This window comes from Psychrobacter sp. Ps4 (assembly GCF_022129285.1).
GTDB lineage: Bacteria > Pseudomonadota > Gammaproteobacteria > Pseudomonadales > Moraxellaceae > Psychrobacter > Psychrobacter immobilis_A.
The window spans coordinates 24277-49777 of sequence record NZ_JADQAK010000013.1 but is presented as its reverse complement, the minus strand read 5'-3'; the positions used below and the strand labels follow the sequence as shown (position 1 = coordinate 49777).

Sequence of the window (25501 nt, the reverse complement as noted above, 5' to 3'; positions counted from 1 at the left end):
CAATCTGTAAAACCTACTTTTTAGGTTTAAACCATTACTTTATAAACCAATTACTTCATAAATCAGCTATTTCATAAAACCATTATCTGCTAAAAATGCTTCTGTAATTTGGCTTTGCGGACTTGACGTATTCATACCACTGGTTTGCGACTTATTTAACAAACGTTCTAAATAGCGCGCGACGATATCCACTTCGATATTGACTTTATTTCCAACCAGCCAATGCTTAGCGATATTGGTCACTTGTGCGGTATGTGGAATGATATTTAAAGAGACAATATTGTCTCGTACAAGGTTGGTCGTCAGACTAATACCATCAACCGTGATAGAGCCTTTGGTCGCTGTATAGTGCGCCAGCTCTTGTGGTATCTCGATTTCGATATAGATAGAGCGCGCATCTTGTTGCAGCTTACTGACCACGCCGACACCATCGACGTGACCCGCGACGATATGACCACCAAAACGCGTGGTTGGTAGCATCGCTTTCTCTAAATTCACTGTGTGACCAGCTTTTAAAGTTTCTAATGCGGTACGAGCAATAGTTTCACGTGAGACATCGACCGAGTAATGATTACTACCTAGGTCTACGACGGTTAAGCAGATACCATTGGAGGCAATAGAATCTCCTAGCTTCACATCACTAAAGTCCAAACCATCAGATTCTATCGTCAAACGTATATCACCGCCCGTAGGCTGCATGGACTTAACCTTTCCAACACTCTCTATAATTCCAGTAAACATATCGACCTCATTTCATTATGATGTTGTCTTTATAGACAATATATTTTGATCTATTAATATTGTGGCAGCATTTGCCTGAGCCAGTTTTTTATGGCAACTTGAGCTGAATTGAGCCTATGATGGGATAGATTGTGGATAAGTACTGACAAATCAACTCATAACGTATTAAAACACGCATTTCCGTTAAGTTATCCACAGAAAACAAGATGTTGGCTAATATCAAGAAAGATTAATAGTAAAACCTAAGTTACTGATTACATTAGATTAATATAATTTTTTTATAAAAGATCTAGTTTTTGTTTCATGTGAAACAAAGTTATACACAGTTTCATGTGGAACCTTGTACGACACTGGCTGCTTATCCACACTTAGCAAAAATTTAGCCTAAACTGTGGATAATCTGTTTATAAATAGCCAGTTATAGCGGTAATAAAGTTAGTTTAAGGTCAGGACTTAATGTTTCATGGCTATAAATATTAAAACGCAACTGCTGAGCTAGAGACAATGGGTTAAAATCGACCATCGGTCTTGCTTGCGCGCCTAACAAACAAGGCGCCTGATAAACAATCAACTCATCTACCAATTGTTGGCTTAAGAAGCCACCAGTAACACTAGCCCCTGCCTCTACCAACACGTCATAACACTGATGATCACGGACTAATTTTTTTAGCAATTCAGTCAAGTTGTCTTCGCGCCAATAAATCGTATCCGGTCGACGGCATAACTGATAGTCAGACTGTAAGCTGTGTTCTAAGCGCTGACGCCTATCGAGTACGACAACTTTAGGAGCAGGAACTTGTTCAGGTGGCACAGCTAATTGGTTGGAACGTACATTAAGCTGTGGATTATCCGCGATAACCGTCTCACTACCGGTAATAATCGCGCCACTTTGTGCACGTAGCTTCTGCACATCTTCGCGGGCAGCCGCTGAGGTAATCCATTTCGACTCGCCAGATGCCATCGCGGTACGACCGTCAAGGCTGGTGGCAATTTTCAGTCGTACATAAGGCATCTGGGTGCGCATTGCCTTTAAAAACCCACGATTTAAAGCTTCTGCTTGCTCGGTTAATATACCGACTGTCACTTGAATTCCAGCCTGCTCTAACAGTTTCACACCACGTCCTGCCACTTGTGGATTGGGATCAAGCCCTGCGATTACGACACGTTTCACACCGGCATCAATAAGGCCCAAAGCACAAGGTGGCGTACGCCCCGTATGACTACAAGGCTCTAAAGTCACATAGGCGTTTGCACCTAAAGCCCTCGCACCCGCTTCTTTTAGCGCAAATACTTCTGCATGAGGCTGACCAGCTTTCGGATGAAACCCTTGACCGACGATCGCTTCTGCTTGCACGATGACACAGCCTACCGCTGGATTAGGTCTGGTGGTATATAAACCCTGTTTGGCTTGTTCGATCGCAAGCATCATAAAGTAGCGGTCTTGCGCATTCTGAGTATGGTTTGAGACTGGCATAAAAGTAGACTTCATTAATGATTACAGAAAATTCTATCTAAGAAAAAAATTGAGCTAAAGAGTAAATAGGTAAGATTCGATTGTATTCATCAATTTACTTATCATTTGGACGAATATTTGCAATCTCTTGATGAAAAGCATCAATATCTTGAAAGTCGCGGTAAACACTAGCAAAGCGCACATAAGCAACATCATCTAACGTTTTAAGCTCACTCATGATGATCTCACCCAACACCTTGCTACTGATTTCGCGCTCACCCATCTGTCTAACACGCTTCTCAATACGGCTGATCATCGCCTCTTGTTCATCAATCGTGATAGGGCGCTTTTGTAGAGGTAATAAGATAGAACGACGCAGTTTTTCGTTATCATAAGGTTCAATTTTACCGCTTGACTTGATGATTCTAGGCATGACTACTTCTACCATCTCAAAAGTAGTGAAACGCTCTTGGCAGCTATTGCATGAGCGGCGACGACGGACTTGCGCACCTTCTGCCGCCAGACGCGAATCAATAACTTTAGTCTCTGACGCGTTACAATACGGGCAATGCATAGCGTTTCCTTATTTCAATATTAAGCGCAAAAATCACAGTCACTATTTATAAGACCGAATGATAAGACCCAAATTTCTGAGAATTAACGAGCTGCATCAGGCAATTCAAAAAAATCTGCTGTTATTTTCCAATACAGAAACTACCAAAGATTTTGCCCAACAAGTCATCCGCACTAAACGCTCCCGTAATCTCACCCAAACTGTTCTGAGCTTGGCGTAAGCTTTCAGCGACTAACTCTCCTGCTTGAAAGACCGTTAACTGCTCGTGCGCCTCTGCTAAAGAGTCGGCTGTGCGTCTAAGTGCATCTATATGACGTGTGCGAGCAATTAGGCTGTTTTCTGGCGGATGAAAACCGACCTTAGCACACAAGGCTTCGACCAGATTATCGATACCAGCACCTGTTTCACATGAAACATTAACTTGTTCATAACCACGTTCTTTTATTGCGATTTGCGAGACAGAGGGTATTTGACTGCTACTATCATCTATTAAGTCACTTAACAAATCACTCTTATTAGCAATAATCAATAAGCGTTTAGCCTCTGGCAACTCACCAAATAATTGTTCTGCAAGCTGTAGCGGCGTACTTTCCTCTTCAAGATCACGAGTCACATCGTAGACCATCAGTAGCATATCAGCCTGTGTAATGGCGGTACGCGCTCGTTCAATCCCAATACGCTCTACCGTGTCTTCAGTCTCGCGCAGACCTGCAGTATCGGTCAAATGCAGCGTCAAACCATTGAGCACTACGGTCTCTTGCAGCGTATCACGCGTCGTACCTGCAACGTCAGTAACGATAGCGCGTTCTTGCCCTGCCAGACGATTCAGCAAGCTTGATTTACCCGCATTTGGTCTACCCGCTAAGACCACATGGATACCATCACGTAAGAGCTGACCTTGCTTGGCGGTCGCCAATACTTGCTGTATCTTGTCTTGCGTTTGCTCAAGTTTACTTTGTATAACACCGTCTGATAAAAAATCCACGTCTTCTTCGTCAGGGAAATCAATCGCCGCTTCAACATGCAAACGAAGATGAATAAGCTGCTCTAATAGTTGATTAATCTTCTTTGAAAACTCACCACTTAGCGAGCGAATGGCACTACTCGCAGCGGCAGCACTGGTCGCATCGATGGCATCAGCGATAGCCTCTGCTTGTACCAAATCCAATTTATCATTATCAAAAGCACGATAAGAGAATTCCCCAGCACCTGCTTGTTTTGCGCCCAGCTCAAACACCCTTGCTAGCAGTTGATTTTGTAGAATCATGCCGCCATGCCCTTGCAGTTCAATCACATCTTCCCCTGTGAACGAATGCGGGCCTTTAAAGTACAGCACTAATCCTTCATCAATGACTGTACCATCAGCCTGATAAAAACGACAAAAACTGGCCATACGTGGCGTAAAAGCAGACTTACCCGTTAGTGTACAGGCAATGTCATAAGCACGCGCACCTGACAGACGTACAACACCAACGCCACCTCTTCCAAGCGGTGTGGCAATAGCAGCAATCGTGGCCAAGCCAGATGCTTTAGGTGGTTCAGATGCTTTAGGTACGTTTGACGCCATCTCTAGGGAATCCACAATTACTCTCAATAGCTAAAAACCCCATTATAGACGGCTGGACACAGACTGACAAAGCAAACTTTAAATAGCCATGCTTTGCGCTTATTTTATTTCAAATCAGTGAGCGATGATAGAAATGTCACGCATAAAAAAACCACCGCCGTAGCGATGGTCTTTTATCAATTGATGAGCTACTTAGTCCAATACTTTAACAGTACGACGCTTTTGCTCTTCTTCGACTTTTTTATTGACAATATATTGCTGAGTCATACTGAACAAGTTGTTGACTGTCCAGTACAGTACGAGACCCGCTGGGAAAAACAGCATGAAAGCAGTAAAAATGATTGGTAAGAACTTCATCACTTTCGCTTGCATCGGATCAGCTGGCTGCGGGTTTAGCTGCTGCTGTACAAACATCGAGGCACCCATCAGCAATGGTAAAATAAACCAAGGATCCATCGCCGATAAATCTTGAATCCATAAAATCCAAGGTGCATGACGCAGCTCAACACTCTCAACCAACACCCAATATAGCGCTAAGAAGATAGGCATTTGCATCAAGATGGGCAAACAACCTGCCATTGGATTGACTTTTTCTTCTTTATAAATAGCCATCATTTCTTGCGACATCTTCATTCGATCGTCGCCATGCTCTTCTTTAAGTGCGGCTAATCTTGGCGCAATCGCACGCATCTTCGCCATCGAATAATAGCTCTTATTCGAGAACCACATCAGAGCAATTTTAACTAAAATCGTCAATACAATTATTGACCAACCCCAGTTACCGATGACTTTATGAATACCATCCAAGATGGCAAATAAAATCTTCGATATTGGCCATAACAACCCATAATCGACTGTTTTATTAAGGCCTACTGCCACATCTTTTAGCTCAGATTGTACTTTAGGGCCAGCGTATAACGTGGCATCTAATGTCACTTGTTTATTTGGTGCGACATTGACGGGTTGACTGTTGAAACCGATGAAGTAATCATCGCCTGTTTCTCGGCTAAAGAAAGTAGCGGTAAAGTTTTCAGGTATCCATGCTGATACAAAATAATGCTGCACAACACCAACCCAACCTTTATCACTACTAACAGCTAGCTCACCATCATTAAAGTCTTTAAATTTGAGCTTATTATATGGATCATCAGGGGTGCCCCAAGCGCCGCCTAAGTAAGTCGCCATACTAAGCGCACCTTTATCAGACATACCTGGATCTTTACTGTCATCACGTTTCAACTGAGCAAATAGCTGACCTTGCCACGGTTGTGTAGAAGCATTTTGTATTTGATAGCTAATATCAATCGGATATTTATTTTCAGTAAAGGTAAATGTCTTAGTAACAGTCACGCCATCTTTTTTATAAGTAAGCGGTACTGACAGCGTCTGTTGCCCTGCTTCCATGACGTAATTATTAGCAGTATGGCTGTATTTGGCACGACCTTCTGCAGTATCAATACCGTTAGGACCAATAAGACCAGACTGAGCCACATACACGCGATTACTATTATTCTCTAGCAATACGAAAGGCTTATCGCTATCGAGCGTTGCGTCATACTGCTTAAGAGCAGCATAAACAATATCGCCGCCTTCTGGGTTGATCTTTATATCATAGCGATCGGTAGTGACCGTGATTAATCCCGTGTCTTTAGCAGGCGTTGCCGTCACAGCATCATTAGCGACTGTATTGTTATCAACAGGCAACGTCTGTACCGGAATATCACCTGCGGCACCAGTTGTCGAAGGGATGTCAGCACCTACTGAAGTAGTGGTTTCTGACACCGCATCTACAGCTGGCGCATCGGCATAATCATCTCGCCATGCCAAAATCAGCAGATAAGCGGTGATTAACATCGCAATGATGATCATCACCCGAAATATCTTTTGCATAAACCTTTCCTAGATTAAAAAATTAGGGAATGAAAAATTAGGGCATGTGTCATGACCGTACAATTATCATCATATGTGACAACAGTATTGCCAGTCATTTACATAAAATGTGCATCATTTTACTAAAAATCTGCCTTAAATGATACCAAGAGTGTGGATAACTTGTGGGTAACTAAATAGATATCCACAACTTCTCAGTCGATGACGAACGCTATGTTAGTTTCATCATATGGTTTAAGCGAGACACATAGCCTTTATTATCTCTAAAAACATATAAACCTTGAACTTTGACACTAGTAGCTAGTTCGCTAAAAGGTACATATTGATAATGATAAGAGGATAACGGTAGCGGCACAAAATCAATGCCGTGTCCACCCAAAGGATGACAACTGCTGATACGTTTTAATAATAACCAACTGCCTGCTCGGACTCCATGCCATGCCAAAGCTTGTTTACCATAATTCGAGCACGTAGGGTAATAGCGGCAACGAGCAGGTAATAGTGGACTTATTAACTTTTGATAAAAAACAATAAAATAATAAATAACTTTATAAAAAAAATAATTTAAATTAATAAATAAAAAATTCATTTTATTTTTTTTCTACTTTTTTAATAATGTTAATTATTTGATTCTTCAATTCTTTATTATCTATATCTTTTATAGATTTTTTGACAATAAAAACAATATCTTTGTTTTCTAAAGAATGAGCCTTTACACGAAAATGTTCACGTATTTGACGCTTGATTAAATTTCGCGCGACAGCCGTAGGAACTTTACGCTTGGTAATGGCCATCCCGACTCGCGGCTGACCATGATCATTGGTACGCACAAATGCCATTAGATGGCTCTGATGAAGCTTACGCTCAGGTGCATCAAAAACCTCACGGAAGGCTGCAGGCGTGAGCAAACGCTGCTCTTTGGTGAAGCGGGCATTAGCTGCCGCTGAAACAGTATTGGACATAGCACAACCTAGTATAAGAGCGAATAACGGTAGCGGAAATAATAGCGCAGAAATAACAACAAAGTACAGAGACAAAAAAAGCGCCGATGTGGGCGCTTTTAATATATGGCTAAGTGTCAGTTGTGGTGATTGACTATCGCAATCTATAAATAATAGAAACACAACAAGCACTATAAGCCATGCTTATCGCAATCTACTGATTATACAGTAAGACGATGACGTCCTTTAGCGCGGCGACGAGCTAAGACCTGACGGCCTTTTTTAGTTGCCATACGAGCACGGAAACCGTGAGTACGTTTACGCTTGATCACGCTTGGTTGGAATGTACGTTTCATAACTCACCTATCAAAATAATGGACTAAATTCGTAATAACGGAGGATTATACCACCGCATAGAATCTTGGTCAATGAACTAATTTAATCTATGTCGATGCAGACAGATATTTTGACAGAGGAAATATCATTTTAAATGATTCATCGTGTGTAAAGTTCATATTCATAACTCAAAAATAACGACTCAGTTAATTAATTCAGTGATGGATTCCCAAAAGTTATCCACAGTTTGTGTCGAACTCTATAATAATTAACTATTAATATATATAAGTATTGTTGTTATTGGGAGCTCGATTATCTGTGGCTAAGTAAGTTTTCCTTTTTATTATCAATGTATTGTACTATGGGTAAACCTGTGGATAACCTGTGGGCTAAATATGGATAACTCACCTTTCAAAGTTATGGACAAAAGTATCCACAGCCTTATCCCCAAAAAACAAGGTTTTATCCACAGGGTATTTGTGTTAGATTAGCCTCTACTTAATATGTGGCTTCGTATAGTTTATCAACGTAACTTCCAATATGGTTTCCAACGGAAATAATTGCGGAAAATATGAAGGGCTACGCAACAGATCACACTGCTAAAACACAAATATTATTTCAAATTATAGGGTTAGTATTTTTCATGATAGACACAGCAAATATTTGGGATAAATGTCTAAATGACCTACGATATAACGTCAAAGACAACGTATTTACTATGTGGTTGAGACCATTGTCAGCTCATCAAGAGGCGCAAACGCTGACTATACTTGCTCCTAATGATTATTTTGTGACTTACATCAAAAAAAACCACTTGCAAGAGATACAGCAGCTGGTTGCTAAGCACAGTCAAGGAGGTATCGAAGAGGTGGTTGTGCGTGTTGATAACGCTGGCCGCGATAACGAAGACAATCGTCAGTTGCAATCAGGGTCTTTGTTTGAGGAAGATAAGCCCTCCCCTACCCTTGCAGACCATAAGTTTGAAACCATTCATCATAACAATGCAAAAGCAGATATTGATGCCAATATGCGTCACACAGAATTGGTTGATTCTGCTGATGCTAAGTCGTTAAGTTACCTAAACCCTGACTTTACTTTTGAAACTTTTGTCACTGGCAAATCTAACAATCTGGCTTATAAAGCCTGTTATGAGCTTGGTAAGCGCCAATCAAAAAATCGACACAATCCTTTGTTTATATACGGACCTTCTGGTTTAGGAAAAACGCATTTAATGCATTCTGTAGCACATCGCTATTTAAAAAATAATCAAAGTTTTTATTATTTCACTTCTGAAAAATTTATTAATCAATTAGTTTATTCATTAAGAAATAATAAAATAGAAGATTTTAAAAAGAAAATTAAAAAAGTGGATTTATTGATTGTAGATGATATTCATGTATTGGCAGGAAAAACCAAAAGTAGTAATGAGTTTTTGACATTATTTGCAGATTTTACCAGTGGTGATAAACAACTGATTTTGGCTTCAGATCGTCATCCTTCGCAAATGACCGAATTTGATGAACGTTTTAGATCGCGATTTTCTTGGGGGCTAACTGTAGCAGTTGATCCGCCTGAGATTGATACTCGTGTGCAAATTTTGCAAAAAAAAGCAGCTTCATATGGCATGACACTGCCTAAAGAATGCGCATTATTCATCGCTCAAAATGTGGTTTCAAATGTTAGGCGTTTAGAAGGTGCTCTAAATCAAGTCTTTGCCAATGCTAACTTGACCGGTGCACAGATTACTCTTGAAATGGTGCAATATGCGCTAAAAGACATCGTCGCGATGCGTGTGCAAGCTGTGAATATGGATAATATTCGCAAAGTGGTCGCTGAGTACTATGATGTAACCATCAAAGAGATGATGGGTCGTAAACGCACACGCAGTATTGCCAGACCGCGTCAAATAGCGATGGCATTATCGCGTGAGTTGACTGGTGATAGCTTTCCTGAGATTGGTCAATCATTCGGTGGTCGCGATCATACAACGGTGATGCATGCTTGCGATAAAGTTAATGAGCTACGAGCAGCAGATCCTGCTTTTGACAAGGATTACAAAACACTGGCATTGATGCTGCAAGCGGGTTAGCAGGTCGCGGTATCACTATGTTTTAGTGGATTGATATGGTTTATAATATTAAAAATACGAGTAGACAGACAGCAAATAGATTATAGTCAATAGACAGGGTATGATTAAGCCATTATTGTTAAGTTTTATAATAAAAATCATTTAAATAAGAGTAACCAAGCATGCAATTATCGATTAATCGAGAGTCGTTACTAAAAGCCATTAATTTGATCGCCAAGGCTGCTGATAAACGGCACAATATGGTTATTTTGGGCAATATCAAGCTACAGCTATCCGAATCAACGCTTATTTTGACGGCTTCTGATTTAGAAGTAGAGCTGACATCGACTTTGAAATTGCCTGCTGGTGCTTGTGTTGAAGCTGGTACCACGACTTTACCTGCAACAAAGTTAAAAGACATCTGTAAATCATTGCCTGCACAAGCTCAAATTAATTTGGCCACTCAAGCAAATGAACGCTGCTTATTAACCAGTGGCAAGAGTCGCTTCACCTTAGGGACATTACCTAGCGAAGATTATCCGAGTTTAGGTAATCCCGAAAATATCACGCCATTGACCATCAGTCGCAATCGTCTTATCGATTTGATTCATAAAACGCAGTTTGCAATGGCGATTCAAGATGTTCGCTATTATCTCACTGGTATGTTGTTTGATGTGTCGCAACAGCAGCTGACGACGGTTGCAACCGATGGGCACCGATTGGCTTTGGCGCGCAGCGTTATCGATGTCAGCGCAGATTTAAATATGCAGGCTATTTTGCCCCGCAAAGCTGTGATTGAGCTTGAGCGGTTGGCCTCTGAGCTGGGCAAAATGCTTGGGGATAAAGACAATACCGTCACGTTGAGTTTCGGTCGAGAGTTTCTACAAGTGAGTTTACCGTTTGGTGATGTGGATAGTGCAGGGCAAGTCAATCAAGATTTGATGGTGACTTTTACCGCACGTCTGATTGATGGTAAATTCCCGGATTATCGCCGAGTGATGCCAAGTAATACGGATAAATTGGCTTTATTCAATCAAGAAAAAATGACGGACGTACTGCGCCGTGTCGCGATTTTAAGTAATGAAAAATCTCGCGGTGTGGTGTTTAATTTTGCCAGCGACGGCATGGTAGAAGTTCGTGCTAATAATGCAGAGCAAGATGAAGCGGTGGAGATGATACAGGCGAAGTATCAAGGCGAGCCGATGGAGCTGTCCTTTAATGCGGCTTATTTACAAGATGTGCTTGGCGTTATTCAAGGTGACTTGCAAATGCACATGAGTCAATCAAACGCGTCGGTGCTAGTCAATCAGCTGAATGATGAGTTCCATCAATATGTCATTATGCCAATGCGTATATAGTTTCTGTATATTTTCAATAGGCTTGAGCAAAGAGGCTAAAGACACTCAGTTTACACTTAAAAATTAAGGTAAGCTGAGTGTCTTTGATTAAAATCCGGTATTTTAAATTCAATAATTATTAAACTTTTGCCTATTTTATAGGTAGCGTCAATAGGCGGCTGTCGGCATTATGATTGAACGTCTACAAATATCGAACCTACGCAACCTGACGCAAGTCAATCTACATGCAACAGCTTGCAACGTCATTATCGGTGCCAATGGCAGTGGAAAAACTTCATTACTCGAAGCCATATTTCTGCTATCAAGAGGAAAAAGCTTTCGTCATCACCAGCCAAAACGCTACATTCAGCACCACCAAAATGCAGTGACTGTGTACGCTAGACTCAATGATAGTAGTACTCTTGCTATCCAAAAACAAGCTGACGCGACCACAATTCTACGTCTGAATCAAACCACTGTCTATAACCAAAGCATCTTAACTGAGCAGCTACCAACGCTACTGATAGATCCATCGACGATGGATATGTTAGAGCAGGGTAGTGCTAGTCGTCGCCAGCTGCTAGATTGGCTAGTGTTTCACATGAAACAAGGCTTTCATCCGCAATGGCTCGCCTATCAGCGTCTATTAAAACAGCGCAATAGTTTACTAAAAAAGACACGTCATTTGACCCAAGTGCAGCTCGCTGAACTAAAATCGTGGGACAAAGGACTTAGTAATCATGCGGCACTGATTCATCATTATCGTGAACGGATATTTGCAGAATGGCAGCCTTATTTTGCTGAAAGTATCGCGCAGTTATTGCCTGCTTATGCGGAGCAATTGAGCCTTAGCTATAATGCTGGTTATGATACTAATGTTGCGCTGGATATACAGCTTAACGAGCGCTTAGAACAGGATTTGCAACTGGGATATACTCGTATCGGTAATCACCGTGCTGATGTTCATGTGCATTGGCGCTCTAATGACTCGGCAGCGTCGAATAATAATTTCTCAGATACAATGCATGAAGCGGACACTAACCTCAAAGTAGCTGTGATAAAAGAGCAGGCAGCCAATGTGTTGTCGCGTGGTGAAAAAAAGCTATTAATTACAGCACTGCGTTTATCGCAACTGCCATTACTGCTAAATACCCAAAAGACTAATGATCTATCAAATGATAGTGCTCATGTTCAGGTGACACCAGTGGTATTGCTAGATGATATTACTGCAGAGCTTGATGGTAGGGCGATAGATATTCTATTGTCGACGTTAGCGCAGCTGCCATGTCAGGTATTTATGACCAGCTTAACCGATGATATTTTGCCTTTGGTGCATAAATATTGGTCGAAACCCAATACGTTTCATGTGAAACAAGGTCAAATCTTTAGTCCTTAATTATCTCCTTTATTTTATTTCCTTTTTCCATGGTCTTTCATATCGATACTTATCTACCTGTCGTTTCGTAATAATATAGGCTATCTTTTCGAGCTGGTTTTACAGGCATAAAACGCTCAGTAAACAGTGACTTAGAGGCAAAAAAATGCTAAAATAGGGCTTTATTTTTGTCCTGTTCTCAGCAAGTTGTTTGATGACGTTATATAGGTGTTTTCCAATGCCTGTAAATTTCTAAGTATTTGATAAATAGGTGTTTTATTTGCTCTCTTGGTTTTTATAATGTTTAAAAAAAGAAGCCGATATTAGAGAAAAAAAGCGCGGACTTGAAACTCTTTTTAAGTCGCTATCAACACTCAAGAATTTTCAGCTAATTGTGTTTTAGCTGGTAATGCTTATCAAAGGTTTTGACTATAAAAATTAAGTCTAAAATAACGTTATGAGGCGTCATCGTAGTGGTGCGCTAATAACAAACGGCTGATTATGGCTAGATTAAGGAATGCACATGAGTGATTCATTACCTACCGACCACGAGCAACTGACGTCAGACAGCATTGCTGAAACTACGGCACCAGCGGTGGTTCCTGAAAGTTTACCTTCTGATTATAGCTCCAAAGATATTCGTGTATTGCGCGGGTTAGAAGCGGTACGCGTACGCCCTGGTATGTACATCGGTGATACGGATGATGGTACAGGCTTACATCATATGGTCTTTGAGGTGGTGGATAACTCTATCGATGAGGCTCTGGCGGGTCATTGTGATCAAATCGATATCATTATCCACGAAGACGAATCTGTGAGCGTCATGGATAATGGTCGCGGCGTGCCTGTCGATATCCATCCAGAAGAGGGTGTATCTGCGGCGCAGGTCATTATGACTGTCTTGCATGCAGGCGGTAAGTTCGATGATAACAGCTATAAAGTATCAGGCGGCTTACATGGTGTTGGTGTCTCGGTCGTTAACGCCCTATCGAAAAAGCTTGAAATGAATATCTGGCGTGAAGGCTATCATTATCATCAAACCTATACCGATGGGGTGCCTGATGCAGACATTCAGCAAATGGAGCCAACCGACAAAACCGGTACGCAAATTCGCTTTTATCCAAGTAGCGATGTGTTTACTGGCACCATCTTTGAGTACGATATCTTAGCGAAGCGTTTGCGTGAGCTATCATTTTTGAACTCGGGTGTACGCATTGTTTTAACGGATGAGCGTATTGATAAGCGTCATGAGTTTGAACACAAAGGCGGCTTGTCAGAGTTTGTCAGCTATATCAATGCTGGTAAAGACGGCATCAATGAAGTTTTTCATTTTGTGAGTGAGCAAGATGACGGTATCAGTGTCGAAGTGGCGTTGCAGTGGACAGATACTTATAACGAAAAAGTATTTTGTTTCACTAACAATATTCCCCAAAGGGATGGTGGTACGCATTTATCTGGCTTTCGTTCAGCGTTGACGCGTTGTTTGAATACCTATATGGATCGCGAGAATCTCTTTAAAAAAGAGAAGGTCGTTGCTACTGGTGATGATGCGCGTGAAGGTCTAACCGCTATCGTATCTGTTAAAGTTCCAGATCCTAAGTTTTCGAGTCAAACCAAAGATAAACTGGTATCAAGTGAAGTGAAATCTGCTGTCGAATCAGCAATGCATGATAAGTTTAATGATTATCTGCAAGAGAATCCAAGCGCTGGTAAGGCTATTGCTGGCAAAATAATTGATGCCGCTCGTGCTCGTGATGCCGCTCGTAAAGCGCGTGAAATGACGCGTCGCAAGACCACGTTAGATATCGCTGGTTTGCCTGGTAAGTTAGCAGATTGCCAAGAAAAAGATCCGGCATTGTCAGAGCTGTACATTGTGGAGGGTGACTCTGCAGGTGGTTCAGCAAAACAAGGTCGTAGCCGCAAAACCCAAGCGATCTTGCCATTGAAAGGTAAAATCCTAAACGTAGAGCGCGCACGTTTTGACAAAATGCTGTCTTCTGCTGAGGTTGGTAATCTCATCACTGCGCTTGGTTGTGGCATTGGTCCAGACGAATATAATCCGGATAAAGTACGCTATCATAAAATCATCATCATGACCGATGCGGACGTTGATGGATCGCATATTCGTACCCTGTTGCTGACTTTCTTCTTCCGTCAAACGCCTGAGCTGATTGAACGTGGTTATATTTATATCGCCCAACCACCGCTTTATAAAGTGAAAAAAGGTCGTCAAGAGCTGTACCTAAAAGACGACGAAGCACTCAAAGCGTATTTACTATCATCAACGATTGACAATACTAAGCTGCATATCAGTGCGGATGCTCCTGCTATTACGGGGCAAGCGTTAGAAACGCTACTAAATGACTATAACCAAACGCAGCTGATCAAAGCCCGTTTGCAGATTCGTTTCCCAGCAGTGTTATTGGATGCGCTGACGCATACGCCGAAGCTTAGCACTGATATGACTTATGATTTGCCTGCGATGCAAGCTTGGCAAGAGGCGATGCAAGCTCAGCTTGAGCACTTCGGTAGTGATTTGAGTCCGGAGATTGAACTGGTCAATATCCATGCGCCGCAGCCTAAAAATATGGATGCTGCTGCTGCTGATTTACTGGGTATGAAGCCTGTCATTGAAGTTGAAGGCGGGGAAAATGTTGACGCTGAAGCTCCAGTAGCAAAAGCACAGTGGCTACCGCGTATTACGGTGTATGTGCACCAGTTAGCCCATCATTATCTGCTAGATGCTAGCTTTATCAATTCCGGCGAGTACAGCAAGTTGCTGCGTTTGTCTGCTGAATGGAATACCTTGCTTGCAGAGGATGCCTTTATCCGCCGTGAAGCAACGACTGGTACGACCAAAGATATCCCTGTACGTGACTTTGATTATCTCTGGCAGCAGATGATGCTTGATGCACGTCGTGGTCTAGCAATTCAGCGCTATAAAGGGCTGGGTGAAATGAACGCAGATCAGCTCTGGGATACCACGATGGATCCTGAAAACCGTCGTATGCTACGCGTGACGATTGAAGATGCGATTGCGGCGGATCATATGTTTACTTGCTTGATGGGTGATCATGTTGAACCGCGTCGTATTTTCATTGAAGAGAATGCATTGACGGTGTCTAATTTAGACATCTAAGTTGGACATAAAGAGTTGCGAAATCATTGTTAATTAATTAAAAAACCACCGCTTTGGCAATCAAGGCGGTGGTTTTTTAATGTTAGAATTGTTTCACGTGAAACTTAGTTTACGAATTGCTTTAGATAATGGATATAGAAATGATTGAAGTTTTTTTACTTGCGATAGCCTTGGCGATGGATGCATTTGCGGTATCAATTGGGTTAGGGGCTAAGTCGCAAAAGAAATCATCTGCTTATGTGCTGCGTTTAGCCGTTTATGCAGCACTATACTTTGGTATTGCGCAAGGTGTGATGCCGCTGATAGGTTATCTATTGGGTGCAGTATTATTAGGCTGGTTGGCGACTGCTGCACCGTGGATTGGTGGTGGGATTCTTATTGTGCTTGGCGCTAAGATGTTATATGAAGCGTTTAATGGTGAGGTTGAAGCGGTATTAGCAGACAGTTTCGATGAAACTATACAAGAAAAAATCAATCATCGTATGATGTTTACATTGGCTATTGCCACCAGTATTGATGCGATGGCAGCAGGCTTTACGCTTAATTTGTTGGCACTTAATGCATGGTTAGCCTGTTTAATCATCGCTATTGTCACCGCTTTATTTGGCTTTTTCGGTATCTATTTAGGTAAGTCTTCTGGAACTTGGCTCGAGGATAAAGCTGAGATACTTGGTGGATTAGTATTGATAGCCATTGGTATAAAGGTGATGTTTATCCGTTAATAAGCATCATTATTTGAATTGATTCTCTACAATAAAAAGCACCCCTTTGGTGATCAAAGGGGTGCTTTTTTAATAAAGGCTTTGTTTCACGTGGAACTATAACTATTTTATATTAACTACTATCTACTCTTCGTCAGTATCAAAACGCCATGCAAGTATACGCGTACTTTTTTGACCTTGGCTCATCTCAATGATGCGCATTTGGGCAACACCAAGTTGTTTTAACAGCAATTGCATTGGTTTCACGTTTTCTGATTTTGAGACTAAACTTGTGAACCAGCCAACATGCTCAGCGAAATCTTGACTCTCTTTTGCCATCTTGGTTAAAAAGGCAATCTCACCACCCTCAGACCATAGCTCTTTATGCTGACCACCAAAGTTTAGGTTTTGCGCGGCATTGCCAGACTTGGTTGAGCTACGGCTAATTTGTGCGTTCTCATTCTTACCACGATGTCGTTGCAAATTATGCTGCTTACGACTATTGGCTTCCATCGCTTCTTCTAATGAGGCATGAAACGGCGGGTTACATACCACCACATCAAAGTAATCTTGGCGACCGATGATATTTTTAAAAATAAATTTAGGTTCGGTCTGTAGTTTGACTTTAACCGCACTTTTTAGCTTTGGATTGGTTTCACAAATCAGCGCGGCGGTATTGACCGAAATAGGATCAATGTCTGAGGCAGTAAAGCGCCAGCCATAGCTTTGGCTGCCAACAATAGGATAAATCGCGCTGGCACCGGTGCCAATATCAAGGGCGTGGATTTCTTTGCCAGTCGGTGGCGTATTTTCTTTATTAACATGTGTCGTTTGCGCGAGTAAATCGGCAATATAATGAATATAATCGGCACGTCCCGGAATCGGTGGACAGAGATAACCTTCCGGAATATCCCAAAACTTCACACCATAATAATTTGCTAGTAGTGCCTGATTAAGGACGCGCACGGCGGCGCTGTCTGAGAAGTTAATCGTCGACTCGCCTTTGGGATTGTTAATGGTGTGCTTAGCAAGCTCAGGCAAAGCGCGAGTCAATACTTCAAAGTCATAACGACCTTGGTGCGGATTGCGCGGATGTAGCTGCCCTAATTTTTTAGCAGTCTCAGGCGATCTGTTTCGGTGATTGTTGGCGGTCGGGCGACGGTTCATAGGCTTACTGGTCATAGTATCGGGCTTTGATGTTTGAATATAATGCACCATTTTAGCAGATTTCACGAGTCACTAGCGTCTTATCGACTACGTAAAATCAGATTTAATCCCAATATTATCATCGTTGTACCCAATACGCGGTCGATCCAATGTTCAAAACGCTGAAAGCGACGATGAATGGCAGGAATAGACAGTAACATCACCACGGTACTAAACCATGCCATCTGCAAGACCATCATCCAGACACCATAAATAGCCAATTGCCACAGCGGTATATCTGGTGAGAGTACGAGAGTGAATATCGCCACGAAATATACTGGCGCTTTTGGATTAAACACATTACAAAAAAAGCCACGACGTAGGATGGAAGCTGTAGAGCTTGTATCTATGGATGCTTTTTTAATGGAAATGTCAGTATCTGAATCTATGACATCTGAATTTATAGCAACTGTTAAATCTGCTGGTTTTTTAGCTTTGGCTTGAATACCTTGCCAACCTAAATAAATAAGATAACTGCCGCCCAACCATTTAATAGCGGTCAGTAATGGCTGCGAATGGGCGATGAGCGTTGCCAGTCCTAGCACCGAATAGATAATGTGTACGGCAAGACCTAAGGTAATACCAAGACTACAAATCAAACCCGTGCGTCTACCTTTTGCCAAGGTTTGCTGTGAGACTAATACAAAATCAGGACCCGGGGAGGCGGCAGCGAGTAGATGGACGCTGGTGATAAGCAAAAAACCGTGCCAAAATTCCATAACGTGCTCTGATTCATTTCTTGAGTTGGATAATAGTTGCACATTACCGTAAATGAGGTCAACTGATATTGATGCTGCTTATATGATGCTGCTTATATGATGCTGCTTATATGATGCTTGCGTTGTACCGAACGTATGTCTATATTAAAAGTAAGTTGCATGATTTTTAGCAGTATTAATTAGCCATAAGACAAACCATAAAACGATCGCTCTAATAAGGATAAAAATATGACTACGGAAAGTACTACTAGTACAGACACTCGCATTACCTATGACGTCCAAGATTACATCTGCTTGATCGGGCTCAATCGCGCGGATAAACGCAATGCCTTTGATAGCCATATGATTAAGCAATTGTCTGAGGCACTCACTAATTATGAAAACGATGCCAATCTTCGCTGTGCGCTGATATTCGCTCACGGTGAGCACTTCACCGCAGGGCTTGATTTAATGGAGCTGCAAGATAAATGGGATAAAGGCGCATTTGAATTCGATGAAACCCAAATCGATCCGTGGGGAATTGGTGGCAAATTACGCAGTAAGCCAGTCGTCGTAGCAATACAAGGCACCTGCTTTACCGCTGGGATTGAGTTGATGCTCAATAGTGATGTCGTCATCGCAAGTGACAACTGCAACTTTGCGCAAATGGAAGTCCAGCGCGGCATCATGCCGTTTGGTGGGGCGACGGTTCGCTTCGTACAAGCAGCAGGTTGGCAAAAAGCCATGCCATATCTATTGACGGGTAAAAACTTTGATGCGCAAACGGCTGATAAGCTAAATCTCGTTAGTGAAGTGGTCGAAAATGGACAAGAATATGAGCGCGCGCTGACTATCGCCCAAGAAATTTGCAGCGCCGCACCACTTGGCGTACAAGGGCTGCTGTCATCGGCGCAAGATGCCAGCCGTAATGGCGCAAAATTGGCACTCGCCAATATTCATGGCTATCTGCCGCATCTATTTCATTCAGAAGATGCGAAAGAGGGTGCGATGGCGATGGTTGAGAGACGGGAAGCTGAGTTTCAGGGGAAGTAGATAATGGTGTTTTTTGATAGTGAACGATTCGGAAAAATTCCTTCTCCAGAGTCTATTGAAGATTTATTAGTTTTAGTGAAAGAACATGCGTCAGAACGTCGGAATGTTTATTTTTGGAGAGGGCAAGGTAATATTCAATGGCCTATTCATAGCGCAGCTTACAGGCGATTAAAAATAAACAATAAAGATGTAACTGAGAAAATCATGCAAGATTATGAGACGTCTTTGTTAGAGCATGCTACTCATCAAGGTTATAGATACGATAATAATAGAGAGCTTAAAGATCTAGAGTTACTAGCTAAACTTCAACATCATGGAGCTGCAACGAGATTGCTTGACTGCTCTAGAAATTTGTTAATAGGTCTATGGTTTGCTTGCACATCTGAGCAAGAAAAAAATGGGCTACTTTTCGGATTTCATTCGGACTTTGTTGGAGGATATGAAAATGAGCTTGAAGTTAGGTCTTATGCGGATGTGTGTAATGAGCTAGAAGGTTATAATCATCCATTCGTTTGGCAACCGCCAGTAGTTTCTAAAAGAATAGCATCTCAAAGTGCCCAGTTTCTTTATAGCGGAGTTGCTAATAAACCGTCTGGAAGTGTAGCTATATCTAATAATATATATTCATATATAGCTATAAATATTACTCCTTCCTTTAAAAAACTAGCTTTCAAAGAGCTAGCAGAGACTTTTGATATAAGACATTTAACATTATTTCCTGATCTTGATGGGTTTGGGTATGTACATAGTTTTAGGTTCGATCAGTTTCAACACAACCGTTGGTAAGCTAAACGAGTCTTTTACTAAGATTTTGAAAGGGTGTAATATATTTACAAAGGTGAATTAATGATAGAAATATTACTTTAAGCTACTTTAGCTGAAACCGTCTACTTACATAGAGCAGCAAATGGCAGAATTGGCTCCAGCTTCATAATAACTTTGATAACCACGAAATCTAATGCAGTAATTCAAAACACCATCAAGCAAATTAACCATACCAACTAAAAAAACCTCGCAACTGCGAGGTCTTTTTTATTTTATTGAATGCGGCTAATTACATCTGTAGCAGTGTTAGAAACTAGGCGCTAATGGACTATTATTTAGCTGATTTTTTATAGTAGTCAACCATCATCGTACCTAAAGTGCCGTTGTCATCGATAGTGACTATTTTGACCGTACCTGACTGTGACGCGGTACTTGACTGGACTTGTCCGACATTACCTAAGACCACTTGGTTGTTTTTCGCCGCCATTGCCCCGTTACCGATAGCGATGCTATTCATGCCGCCAGCCATAGATTTATTGCCTAACGCTACCGAGTTTGCACCTTGTGCGGCTGCCGCTTCACCAACTGCGGTAGAGCGTACACCACTAGCATCGGCTAGATGACCAAAGGCTTGCGCGCGTTCGGCAGTGGCTTTTGATTGCCAACCGATAGAGGTTGAGCCTAAACCTGCAGCGTTGGCTTGACCGCCGACAGCGGTTGCTGAGTTCAGACCTGCATTGGCCATATTACCGATAGCAACCGTGTCGTTAGTGCCGCTAGACATAGCACTATTGCCTAAAGTAATGGCAGTACTATTCGCAGTGGTTTGGGTATTTGAAACTTGGGAGTCAGCACCTGTTGCCATAGCAGTGCATGCAGAAGTTGCGGCAATGGCGAGAGTAAGGGAACTGATTTTGAGTGCTAATTTTGATAGGGAATCCATTTTCATCATGCTAAATCCTTTTAGACAAGCCATCTTGGCTTAGTAGGGTGGGTGGGTAAAAGCTGATAGATCACAATCCTTGCAATATCAGCATACTCTGGCATAAATAACCTGATCATATGTAGAGTCCGCAACATTAATGTAACACTAATTTTTAACCATTATTCAAATAATGATAGCATTATATTTTCAAAGATCATTTAAGCCGACGAATGAACAGTTATAATATAAAACTACCGTAAAGGAGAGCATCGGTGCTGTACAACTTTGATGAAATAATAGACAGACGTGATACGGGGTCATTTAAATGGCACTATAGCGATGACACGATTCCGTTATGGGTCGCAGATATGGACTTTAAGACTGCCCAGCCTATTTTAGCGGCGATTGAGCAAGTAGCGCAGCATGGCATATTGGGCTACACCGTGCCGACCGAGCCGTTGTATCAAGCGATTATCGACTGGCATGGCAGTCGTTATGACTTGTGGCTGGATAAGCAGGATATTCTTTTCTCTCCGGGTGTCGTGCCAAGTTTAGTGCTGATGATGAAAGTATTTACCGAGGCAGGGAATGCGGTACTTATCAATGACCCGATTTATACGCCCTTTATGACCAAGGTTTTGGACAATAATCGTAAGCTGGTGACCTCTGCATTACAGGAGGTTGAAGGTAAGTATCATCTGGATTTAGCAGATATCGAAGCCAAAATTATCGAGCATAAAATTAAGCTGTATTTATTGTGTAATCCGCATAATCCTGGCGGGCGCGTATGGACAGCAGATGAGCTTGAGGCGCTGCTTGCGCTTTGCAAAAAGCACGATGTAGCGATTGTGAGTGATGAGATTCATCAAGATTTAACTTTGAGTGGGCATACATTTACGCCTTTTTTAACCCTAGCAACAGGCTATGAGCACAAGGTGGTGAGCCTAACCTCGATGACCAAAACCTTTAATATTGCCGGTATCAAAGGCTCGATGATATTTGCTAAAGACAGTGCATTACTCACTAAAATTAACCAGCAGCAGCGTTTAAGTGACGAGCATGAGCTAAATTTATTTGCTTATACGGCGATGCGTCGTGCTTATGAAAAGGGTGGTGAGTGGTTGGCGCAGGCGCTGACTTATATTGAAGCCAATATTGACTTAACGCTACAGTTTTTAGAAAAGCATTTACCTAAAATTAAGGTGATGCGTCCAGAAGCTTCGTATTTGATTTGGCTAGATTGCTCGGCATATGCGCAAGACGATCAAATGCTCTATGACGCGCTTAGAGAGGCCAAAGTTGAGCTTAGCGCGGGGATTAAGTACGGTAATGAAGGGCATCTAAAAATGCGCCTTAATGTGGCGTGTCCTAAAGCGCTGCTTATAGAAGGGCTAACTCGTATGCACACTGCCTTAAATAGCGATGCTTTTAAACAGTAATATCATTTAGCAGGATAACCAGTAATGTCCTGAATACTTTGATATAAGGGTTTTAGACGCTCATACATTTTGAGATAAACCTCATTATAAAGACGTTTGTAGAGCTGGACGTTGGCGTCAATGGGCATAAATTCATCACCCAAATGGGTCATCGCCTGAGTTGCGGTTAAATGGTCGGAATAAACGCCGAGCCCCACTGCACAGTTGATGGCAGCACCTAAGCCTGAGGCTTCATAAGTATGCGGTCGATAAGCGGGCATGTCAAAGATATCTGCCGTCAGCTGCATGGCTGAGTCACTTTGAGAGCCGCCACCAGACACACGCAAGTGTTTGATGGGTTTGCCTGTACGCTTCTCAATGGTATCAAAACCAAGTTTTAGCTCATAGGCAAGCCCTTCTAGGATAGCGCGATAAACATGCGCTCGCGTGTGTACATCACCAAATCCAATGAGCGCGCCTTTGCCCTCAAGTCCCGGATGACGAACACCGGGTGACCAGTATGGCTGCATCATTAATCCCATACAGCCTGCTGGAATGTCTTTCACCGCTTGATCGAGGAGTTTTTCGGTATCAATGCCTTGCGTCTTTGCCAGCTGTTCTTCATAGTGGGCAAACTGCTCCTTAAACCAGCTGACCATCCAAAAGCCGCGATAGATCATATACTCATGATTATAGTAATTCGGCGCAGCGGCAGTGTAGGCGGGCATGTGCTTAAGGATTTCGACGTAATTGCTCGACGTGGTATTAATCGTCGCAGTAGTGCCAAAGCTTAGACAGGCGGTTTCTGCAGCGAGACCTGCAGAGCCTAATGCTTCACAAGCCTTATCACTGGCGGCAGCAATCATCGGCGTGCCCTCTAAAATCCCCGTGGCTTTGGCTGCTTTTGTACTAATAGAACCGAGTGGCTGTCCCGGCGGCACAATCTTGGGCATTTGGTCGGGTCGACAGCTAAACAATCGCCATTTGAGATCTTTAGCTTTTAGCCAAGCTTGGGCTTTGTAATCATATGGCAGGTAGCCTAAAGCATGACCGGCGGAGTCGATAAGCTCACCTGTGAGCTGATAGGTGAGATAGGCGGACAAATTGACATAATGAGCGGTTTTTGCCCACATTTCTGGTTCATGATGAGCAAGCCAATTACAGCGGGCTTTTTGCTGTGCCTCTTGTACCAGCTCGCCCATACCGATGACTTTGGTGAGTGGATTGAGCAAGCCTATGTCATTGGTTTCGCCGCGACGCAAATCCATCCACACAATGGCTGGGCGTAGCGGTTGTTTATCCTTGTCCAAACATATCATGGTATAGCGCTGGGTGGCGAGACTGACACCAGCGATTTGCTCAGGAGTAATAGCGCAGGTTTGCCAGAGTTGCTGACAAGCTTCGCTTAATTTTTGCCAATAATAATCGGCATGTTGCTCGGCAAAATTTGGCTGCGTTGAAAAATACGGCTCGATAATGACGCGGGCTTTGGCAATCTCGCTACCGAATTGATCAAAGATCAGCGCCCTGACGCTTTGGGTGCCATTGTCGATAGCTAAGAAATAGATAGGGGCATCAAAGTGATTGGTCATAGTCATCCTTAACTATGTAGTGATAAGCAGTAATAAAAATAAGCTTTAAGCTGCTGGTAGGTGATAATAGCGTTGCCATAATTGGGTATAGCGTTCAACTTCTTGCTGCCATTTTTGCTCATCCCAGCCGAGCTCTTGCTGACATATTTGTTTGAGCCTATCGCTAATTAATGGCGTCATTGCGCCATGTGGCAGTATCAATCCTAGGCGCGTACGGCGTAATAATAAATCGTCTAAATGAATAACTTGCTCACAGCAGGCCGCAAAGCGAATTTCTGCCCAAATGGTATTGCTATCAGTCACATAAGTTAAATCATCGTCATGAGCTAATTCTAATAAGGTATCAAGCTTTAGACCGTAAAACCCTTGTAAACGCTGTTGTAGAGGTTTTGGTAGTGTTTTGAATTTTGGATTAGTCGGAGTTTGATTACTAAAGACTTGGTCGCTATATACGACATTATCTTCGGTAGTAGACTCGTCAAGTTCGAGCACCTTTTGACAAACTTTCAGTACATCAAGGGCGATTAGGCGAAAGGTGGTTAATTTGCCGCCACTGACGGTCACTAAATTATTATCCAACCAAACGCTATGGTCGCGTTTTTCTTTACTCGGGCTGACACGCTTACCATCACCGCCATCAGAAATCAGTGGACGCACGCCTGCCCATGAGCTGATGACATCCTTGCGGCTAATGTCTACATTATCAAAGAGATTATTGGTCGCTGCCAATAGGTAATCCACCTCTTCATTAGTGATACCGACTTCGTTATCGTCTAATGGCGGATGATCCAAATCGGTGGTACCAAGGACGGTACGGTTTTCCCATGGAAAGACAAAGACGGCTCTTTTGTCGATAAGGTGCAAAAAGGTATAGGCTTGCTGCAACGGTAGGCGCTCTTGGCTGACCACCAGATGGCTACCACGCGACGGGCGAATTTGTTTATGAAAGCTTTGTTCTGTTTGTTTGCTTGCCTGCATTCTTAGAGTATCCGCCCAAGCACCCGTAGCACTAACTACCACTTTGGCATGAATATCGTAAGTATGATTGCTATCATTAGAAGCAGTGTCTTTTAAAGTTGCGCCAACTACTAAGCCTTGCTCATTAGTAATCAATGATTCGGCTTTAAGGTAGTTAATCGCCTGCGCACCATCATGGATGGCTTCATCAAGTACGCGCATCACAAGGCGTGAGTCATCGGTCACTGCATCACTAAACTGACTGGCGCCCAAAAATTTTTCTTGCTTGATGTGCGGATTAAGCTGTAAAAAAGCGTCTTTTTTAAAGTATTTAGAGTAGCGCTTGCCCGCGAGCCCATCGTAGACACGTAGCAAGGTATTGAATATCCATGGCGGTGGAAACTTGCCTTTATAATGTGGCATGACGTAATGCATCTCGTTGACCAGACCTTTTGCTTCACTGAGCATGCGCTCACGTTCACGCACGCTAAGCAAAGTGGTTTTATAGTCACCTGAGGCAATATAGCGCAGCCCGCCATGTACCATTTTACTAGAGCGGCTGGACGTGCCCCACGCAAAGTCTTTTTGCTCGATTAATAAAACTGCTAAGCCGCGCCGTGCTGCTTCGCGAGCAATACCTGCACCAGTAATGCCGCCACCGATGATGAGTATATCCCACGGTACTACTTGAGACGAGCGACGAGATAAAGGCGCTAATGCTTGCTGGCGTTGCTGATATTGATCATGCTGATTGGCTTGGTTCAT

General features: G+C 42.6%; 21 protein-coding genes. 8 read left to right on the top strand and 13 right to left on the bottom strand.

Annotated features, from left to right (window positions below; all coding sequences use genetic code 11):
- Positions 1–66: 66 nt before the first annotated feature.
- The 8 genes from I3252_RS09045 to rpmH all read right to left on the bottom strand — a co-directional run bounded on the left by I3252_RS09045 (position 67) and on the right by rpmH (position 7522).
- Positions 67–741 carry a riboflavin synthase gene (locus I3252_RS09045; RefSeq protein WP_238034932.1) on the bottom strand — a complete coding sequence of 225 codons (675 nt, stop codon included), beginning with the start codon at positions 739–741 and terminating at the stop codon, positions 67–69.
- A 418-nt stretch (positions 742–1159) separates the two neighbouring features.
- On the bottom strand, positions 1160–2215 hold the full coding sequence (gene ribD, locus I3252_RS09040) for a bifunctional diaminohydroxyphosphoribosylaminopyrimidine deaminase/5-amino-6-(5-phosphoribosylamino)uracil reductase RibD (RefSeq protein WP_238034931.1): 1056 nt from the start codon (positions 2213–2215) through the stop codon (positions 1160–1162).
- A gap of 94 nt (positions 2216–2309) precedes the next feature.
- Entirely contained in the window at positions 2310–2768 is a 459-nt protein-coding gene (gene nrdR / locus I3252_RS09035) for a transcriptional regulator NrdR (protein ID WP_045453932.1), read from the bottom strand.
- A gap of 121 nt (positions 2769–2889) precedes the next feature.
- Positions 2890–4335, bottom strand: coding sequence for a tRNA uridine-5-carboxymethylaminomethyl(34) synthesis GTPase MnmE (gene mnmE, locus I3252_RS09030; protein ID WP_238034975.1), 1446 nt, complete (start codon positions 4333–4335; stop codon positions 2890–2892).
- Between the two features lie 192 nt (positions 4336–4527).
- Positions 4528–6225, bottom strand: coding sequence for a membrane protein insertase YidC (gene yidC, locus I3252_RS09025; RefSeq protein WP_055125623.1), 1698 nt, complete (start codon positions 6223–6225; stop codon positions 4528–4530).
- A 211-nt stretch (positions 6226–6436) separates the two neighbouring features.
- Positions 6437–6814, bottom strand: a complete 378-nt coding sequence (gene yidD, locus I3252_RS09020) for a membrane protein insertion efficiency factor YidD (protein WP_238034930.1) — start codon at positions 6812–6814, stop codon at positions 6437–6439.
- A 1-nt stretch (position 6815) separates the two neighbouring features.
- A complete protein-coding gene (gene rnpA, locus I3252_RS09015; protein WP_109592276.1) occupies positions 6816–7187 on the bottom strand; it encodes a ribonuclease P protein component in 372 nt (123 codons plus the stop codon).
- Positions 7188–7387: 200 nt separating this feature from the next.
- Complete coding sequence (gene rpmH / locus I3252_RS09010; protein ID WP_007394757.1) at positions 7388–7522, bottom strand: 50S ribosomal protein L34; 135 nt, start codon at positions 7520–7522, stop codon at positions 7388–7390.
- Positions 7523–8145: 623 nt separating this feature from the next.
- On the opposite strand from rpmH, the gene dnaA reads away from it, so the two are divergent.
- From dnaA to I3252_RS08985, 5 genes are all read left to right on the top strand, one after another.
- On the top strand, positions 8146–9591 hold the full coding sequence (gene dnaA / locus I3252_RS09005; protein WP_238034928.1) for a chromosomal replication initiator protein DnaA: 1446 nt from the start codon (positions 8146–8148) through the stop codon (positions 9589–9591).
- A gap of 161 nt (positions 9592–9752) precedes the next feature.
- Positions 9753–10928: a DNA polymerase III subunit beta gene (dnaN, locus tag I3252_RS09000; protein ID WP_238034926.1), complete on the top strand. Its 1176-nt coding sequence runs from the start codon at positions 9753–9755 to the stop codon at positions 10926–10928.
- A gap of 169 nt (positions 10929–11097) precedes the next feature.
- The gene (gene recF, locus I3252_RS08995) at positions 11098–12303 is read left to right on the top strand and encodes a DNA replication and repair protein RecF (RefSeq protein WP_238034925.1); all 1206 of its coding nucleotides are present in this window, start codon (positions 11098–11100) and stop codon (positions 12301–12303) included.
- A gap of 502 nt (positions 12304–12805) precedes the next feature.
- A complete protein-coding gene (gene gyrB / locus I3252_RS08990; RefSeq protein ID WP_238034924.1) occupies positions 12806–15421 on the top strand; it encodes a DNA topoisomerase (ATP-hydrolyzing) subunit B in 2616 nt (871 codons plus the stop codon).
- 140 nt (positions 15422–15561) lie between these two features.
- Complete coding sequence (locus I3252_RS08985; RefSeq protein WP_201580625.1) at positions 15562–16143, top strand: manganese efflux pump MntP family protein; 582 nt, start codon at positions 15562–15564, stop codon at positions 16141–16143.
- 123 nt (positions 16144–16266) lie between these two features.
- On the opposite strand, the gene rlmF is transcribed toward I3252_RS08985, so the two are convergent.
- Together rlmF and I3252_RS08975 are read right to left on the bottom strand one after the other, a co-directional pair.
- Positions 16267–17304 (bottom strand): 23S rRNA (adenine(1618)-N(6))-methyltransferase RlmF, encoded by a 1038-nt coding sequence (rlmF, locus tag I3252_RS08980; protein WP_238034922.1) that lies wholly within the window; start codon positions 17302–17304, stop codon positions 16267–16269.
- Positions 17305–17369: 65 nt separating this feature from the next.
- Positions 17370–18047: a LysE family transporter gene (locus I3252_RS08975; RefSeq protein WP_238034921.1), complete on the bottom strand. Its 678-nt coding sequence runs from the start codon at positions 18045–18047 to the stop codon at positions 17370–17372.
- 228 nt (positions 18048–18275) lie between these two features.
- Here I3252_RS08975 and I3252_RS08970 point away from each other — a divergent pair, with 228 nt between their 5' ends.
- Entirely contained in the window at positions 18276–19079 is an 804-nt protein-coding gene (locus tag I3252_RS08970) for a crotonase/enoyl-CoA hydratase family protein (protein ID WP_238034920.1), read from the top strand.
- A gap of 3 nt (positions 19080–19082) precedes the next feature.
- The gene (locus I3252_RS08965) at positions 19083–19865 is read left to right on the top strand and encodes an FRG domain-containing protein (RefSeq protein WP_238034919.1); all 783 of its coding nucleotides are present in this window, start codon (positions 19083–19085) and stop codon (positions 19863–19865) included.
- A 310-nt stretch (positions 19866–20175) separates the two neighbouring features.
- On the opposite strand, the gene I3252_RS08960 is transcribed toward I3252_RS08965, so the two are convergent.
- Positions 20176–20796: a hypothetical protein gene (locus I3252_RS08960; protein ID WP_238034918.1), complete on the bottom strand. Its 621-nt coding sequence runs from the start codon at positions 20794–20796 to the stop codon at positions 20176–20178.
- A gap of 245 nt (positions 20797–21041) precedes the next feature.
- On the opposite strand from I3252_RS08960, the gene I3252_RS08955 reads away from it, so the two are divergent.
- Complete coding sequence (locus I3252_RS08955; protein WP_238034916.1) at positions 21042–22208, top strand: MalY/PatB family protein; 1167 nt, start codon at positions 21042–21044, stop codon at positions 22206–22208.
- Between the two features lie 2 nt (positions 22209–22210).
- On the opposite strand, the gene I3252_RS08950 is transcribed toward I3252_RS08955, so the two are convergent.
- Entirely contained in the window at positions 22211–23779 is a 1569-nt protein-coding gene (locus I3252_RS08950) for an FGGY-family carbohydrate kinase (RefSeq protein ID WP_238034914.1), read from the bottom strand.
- Positions 23780–23824: 45 nt separating this feature from the next.
- The gene (locus I3252_RS08945) at positions 23825–25501 is read right to left on the bottom strand and encodes a glycerol-3-phosphate dehydrogenase/oxidase (RefSeq protein WP_238034913.1); all 1677 of its coding nucleotides are present in this window, start codon (positions 25499–25501) and stop codon (positions 23825–23827) included.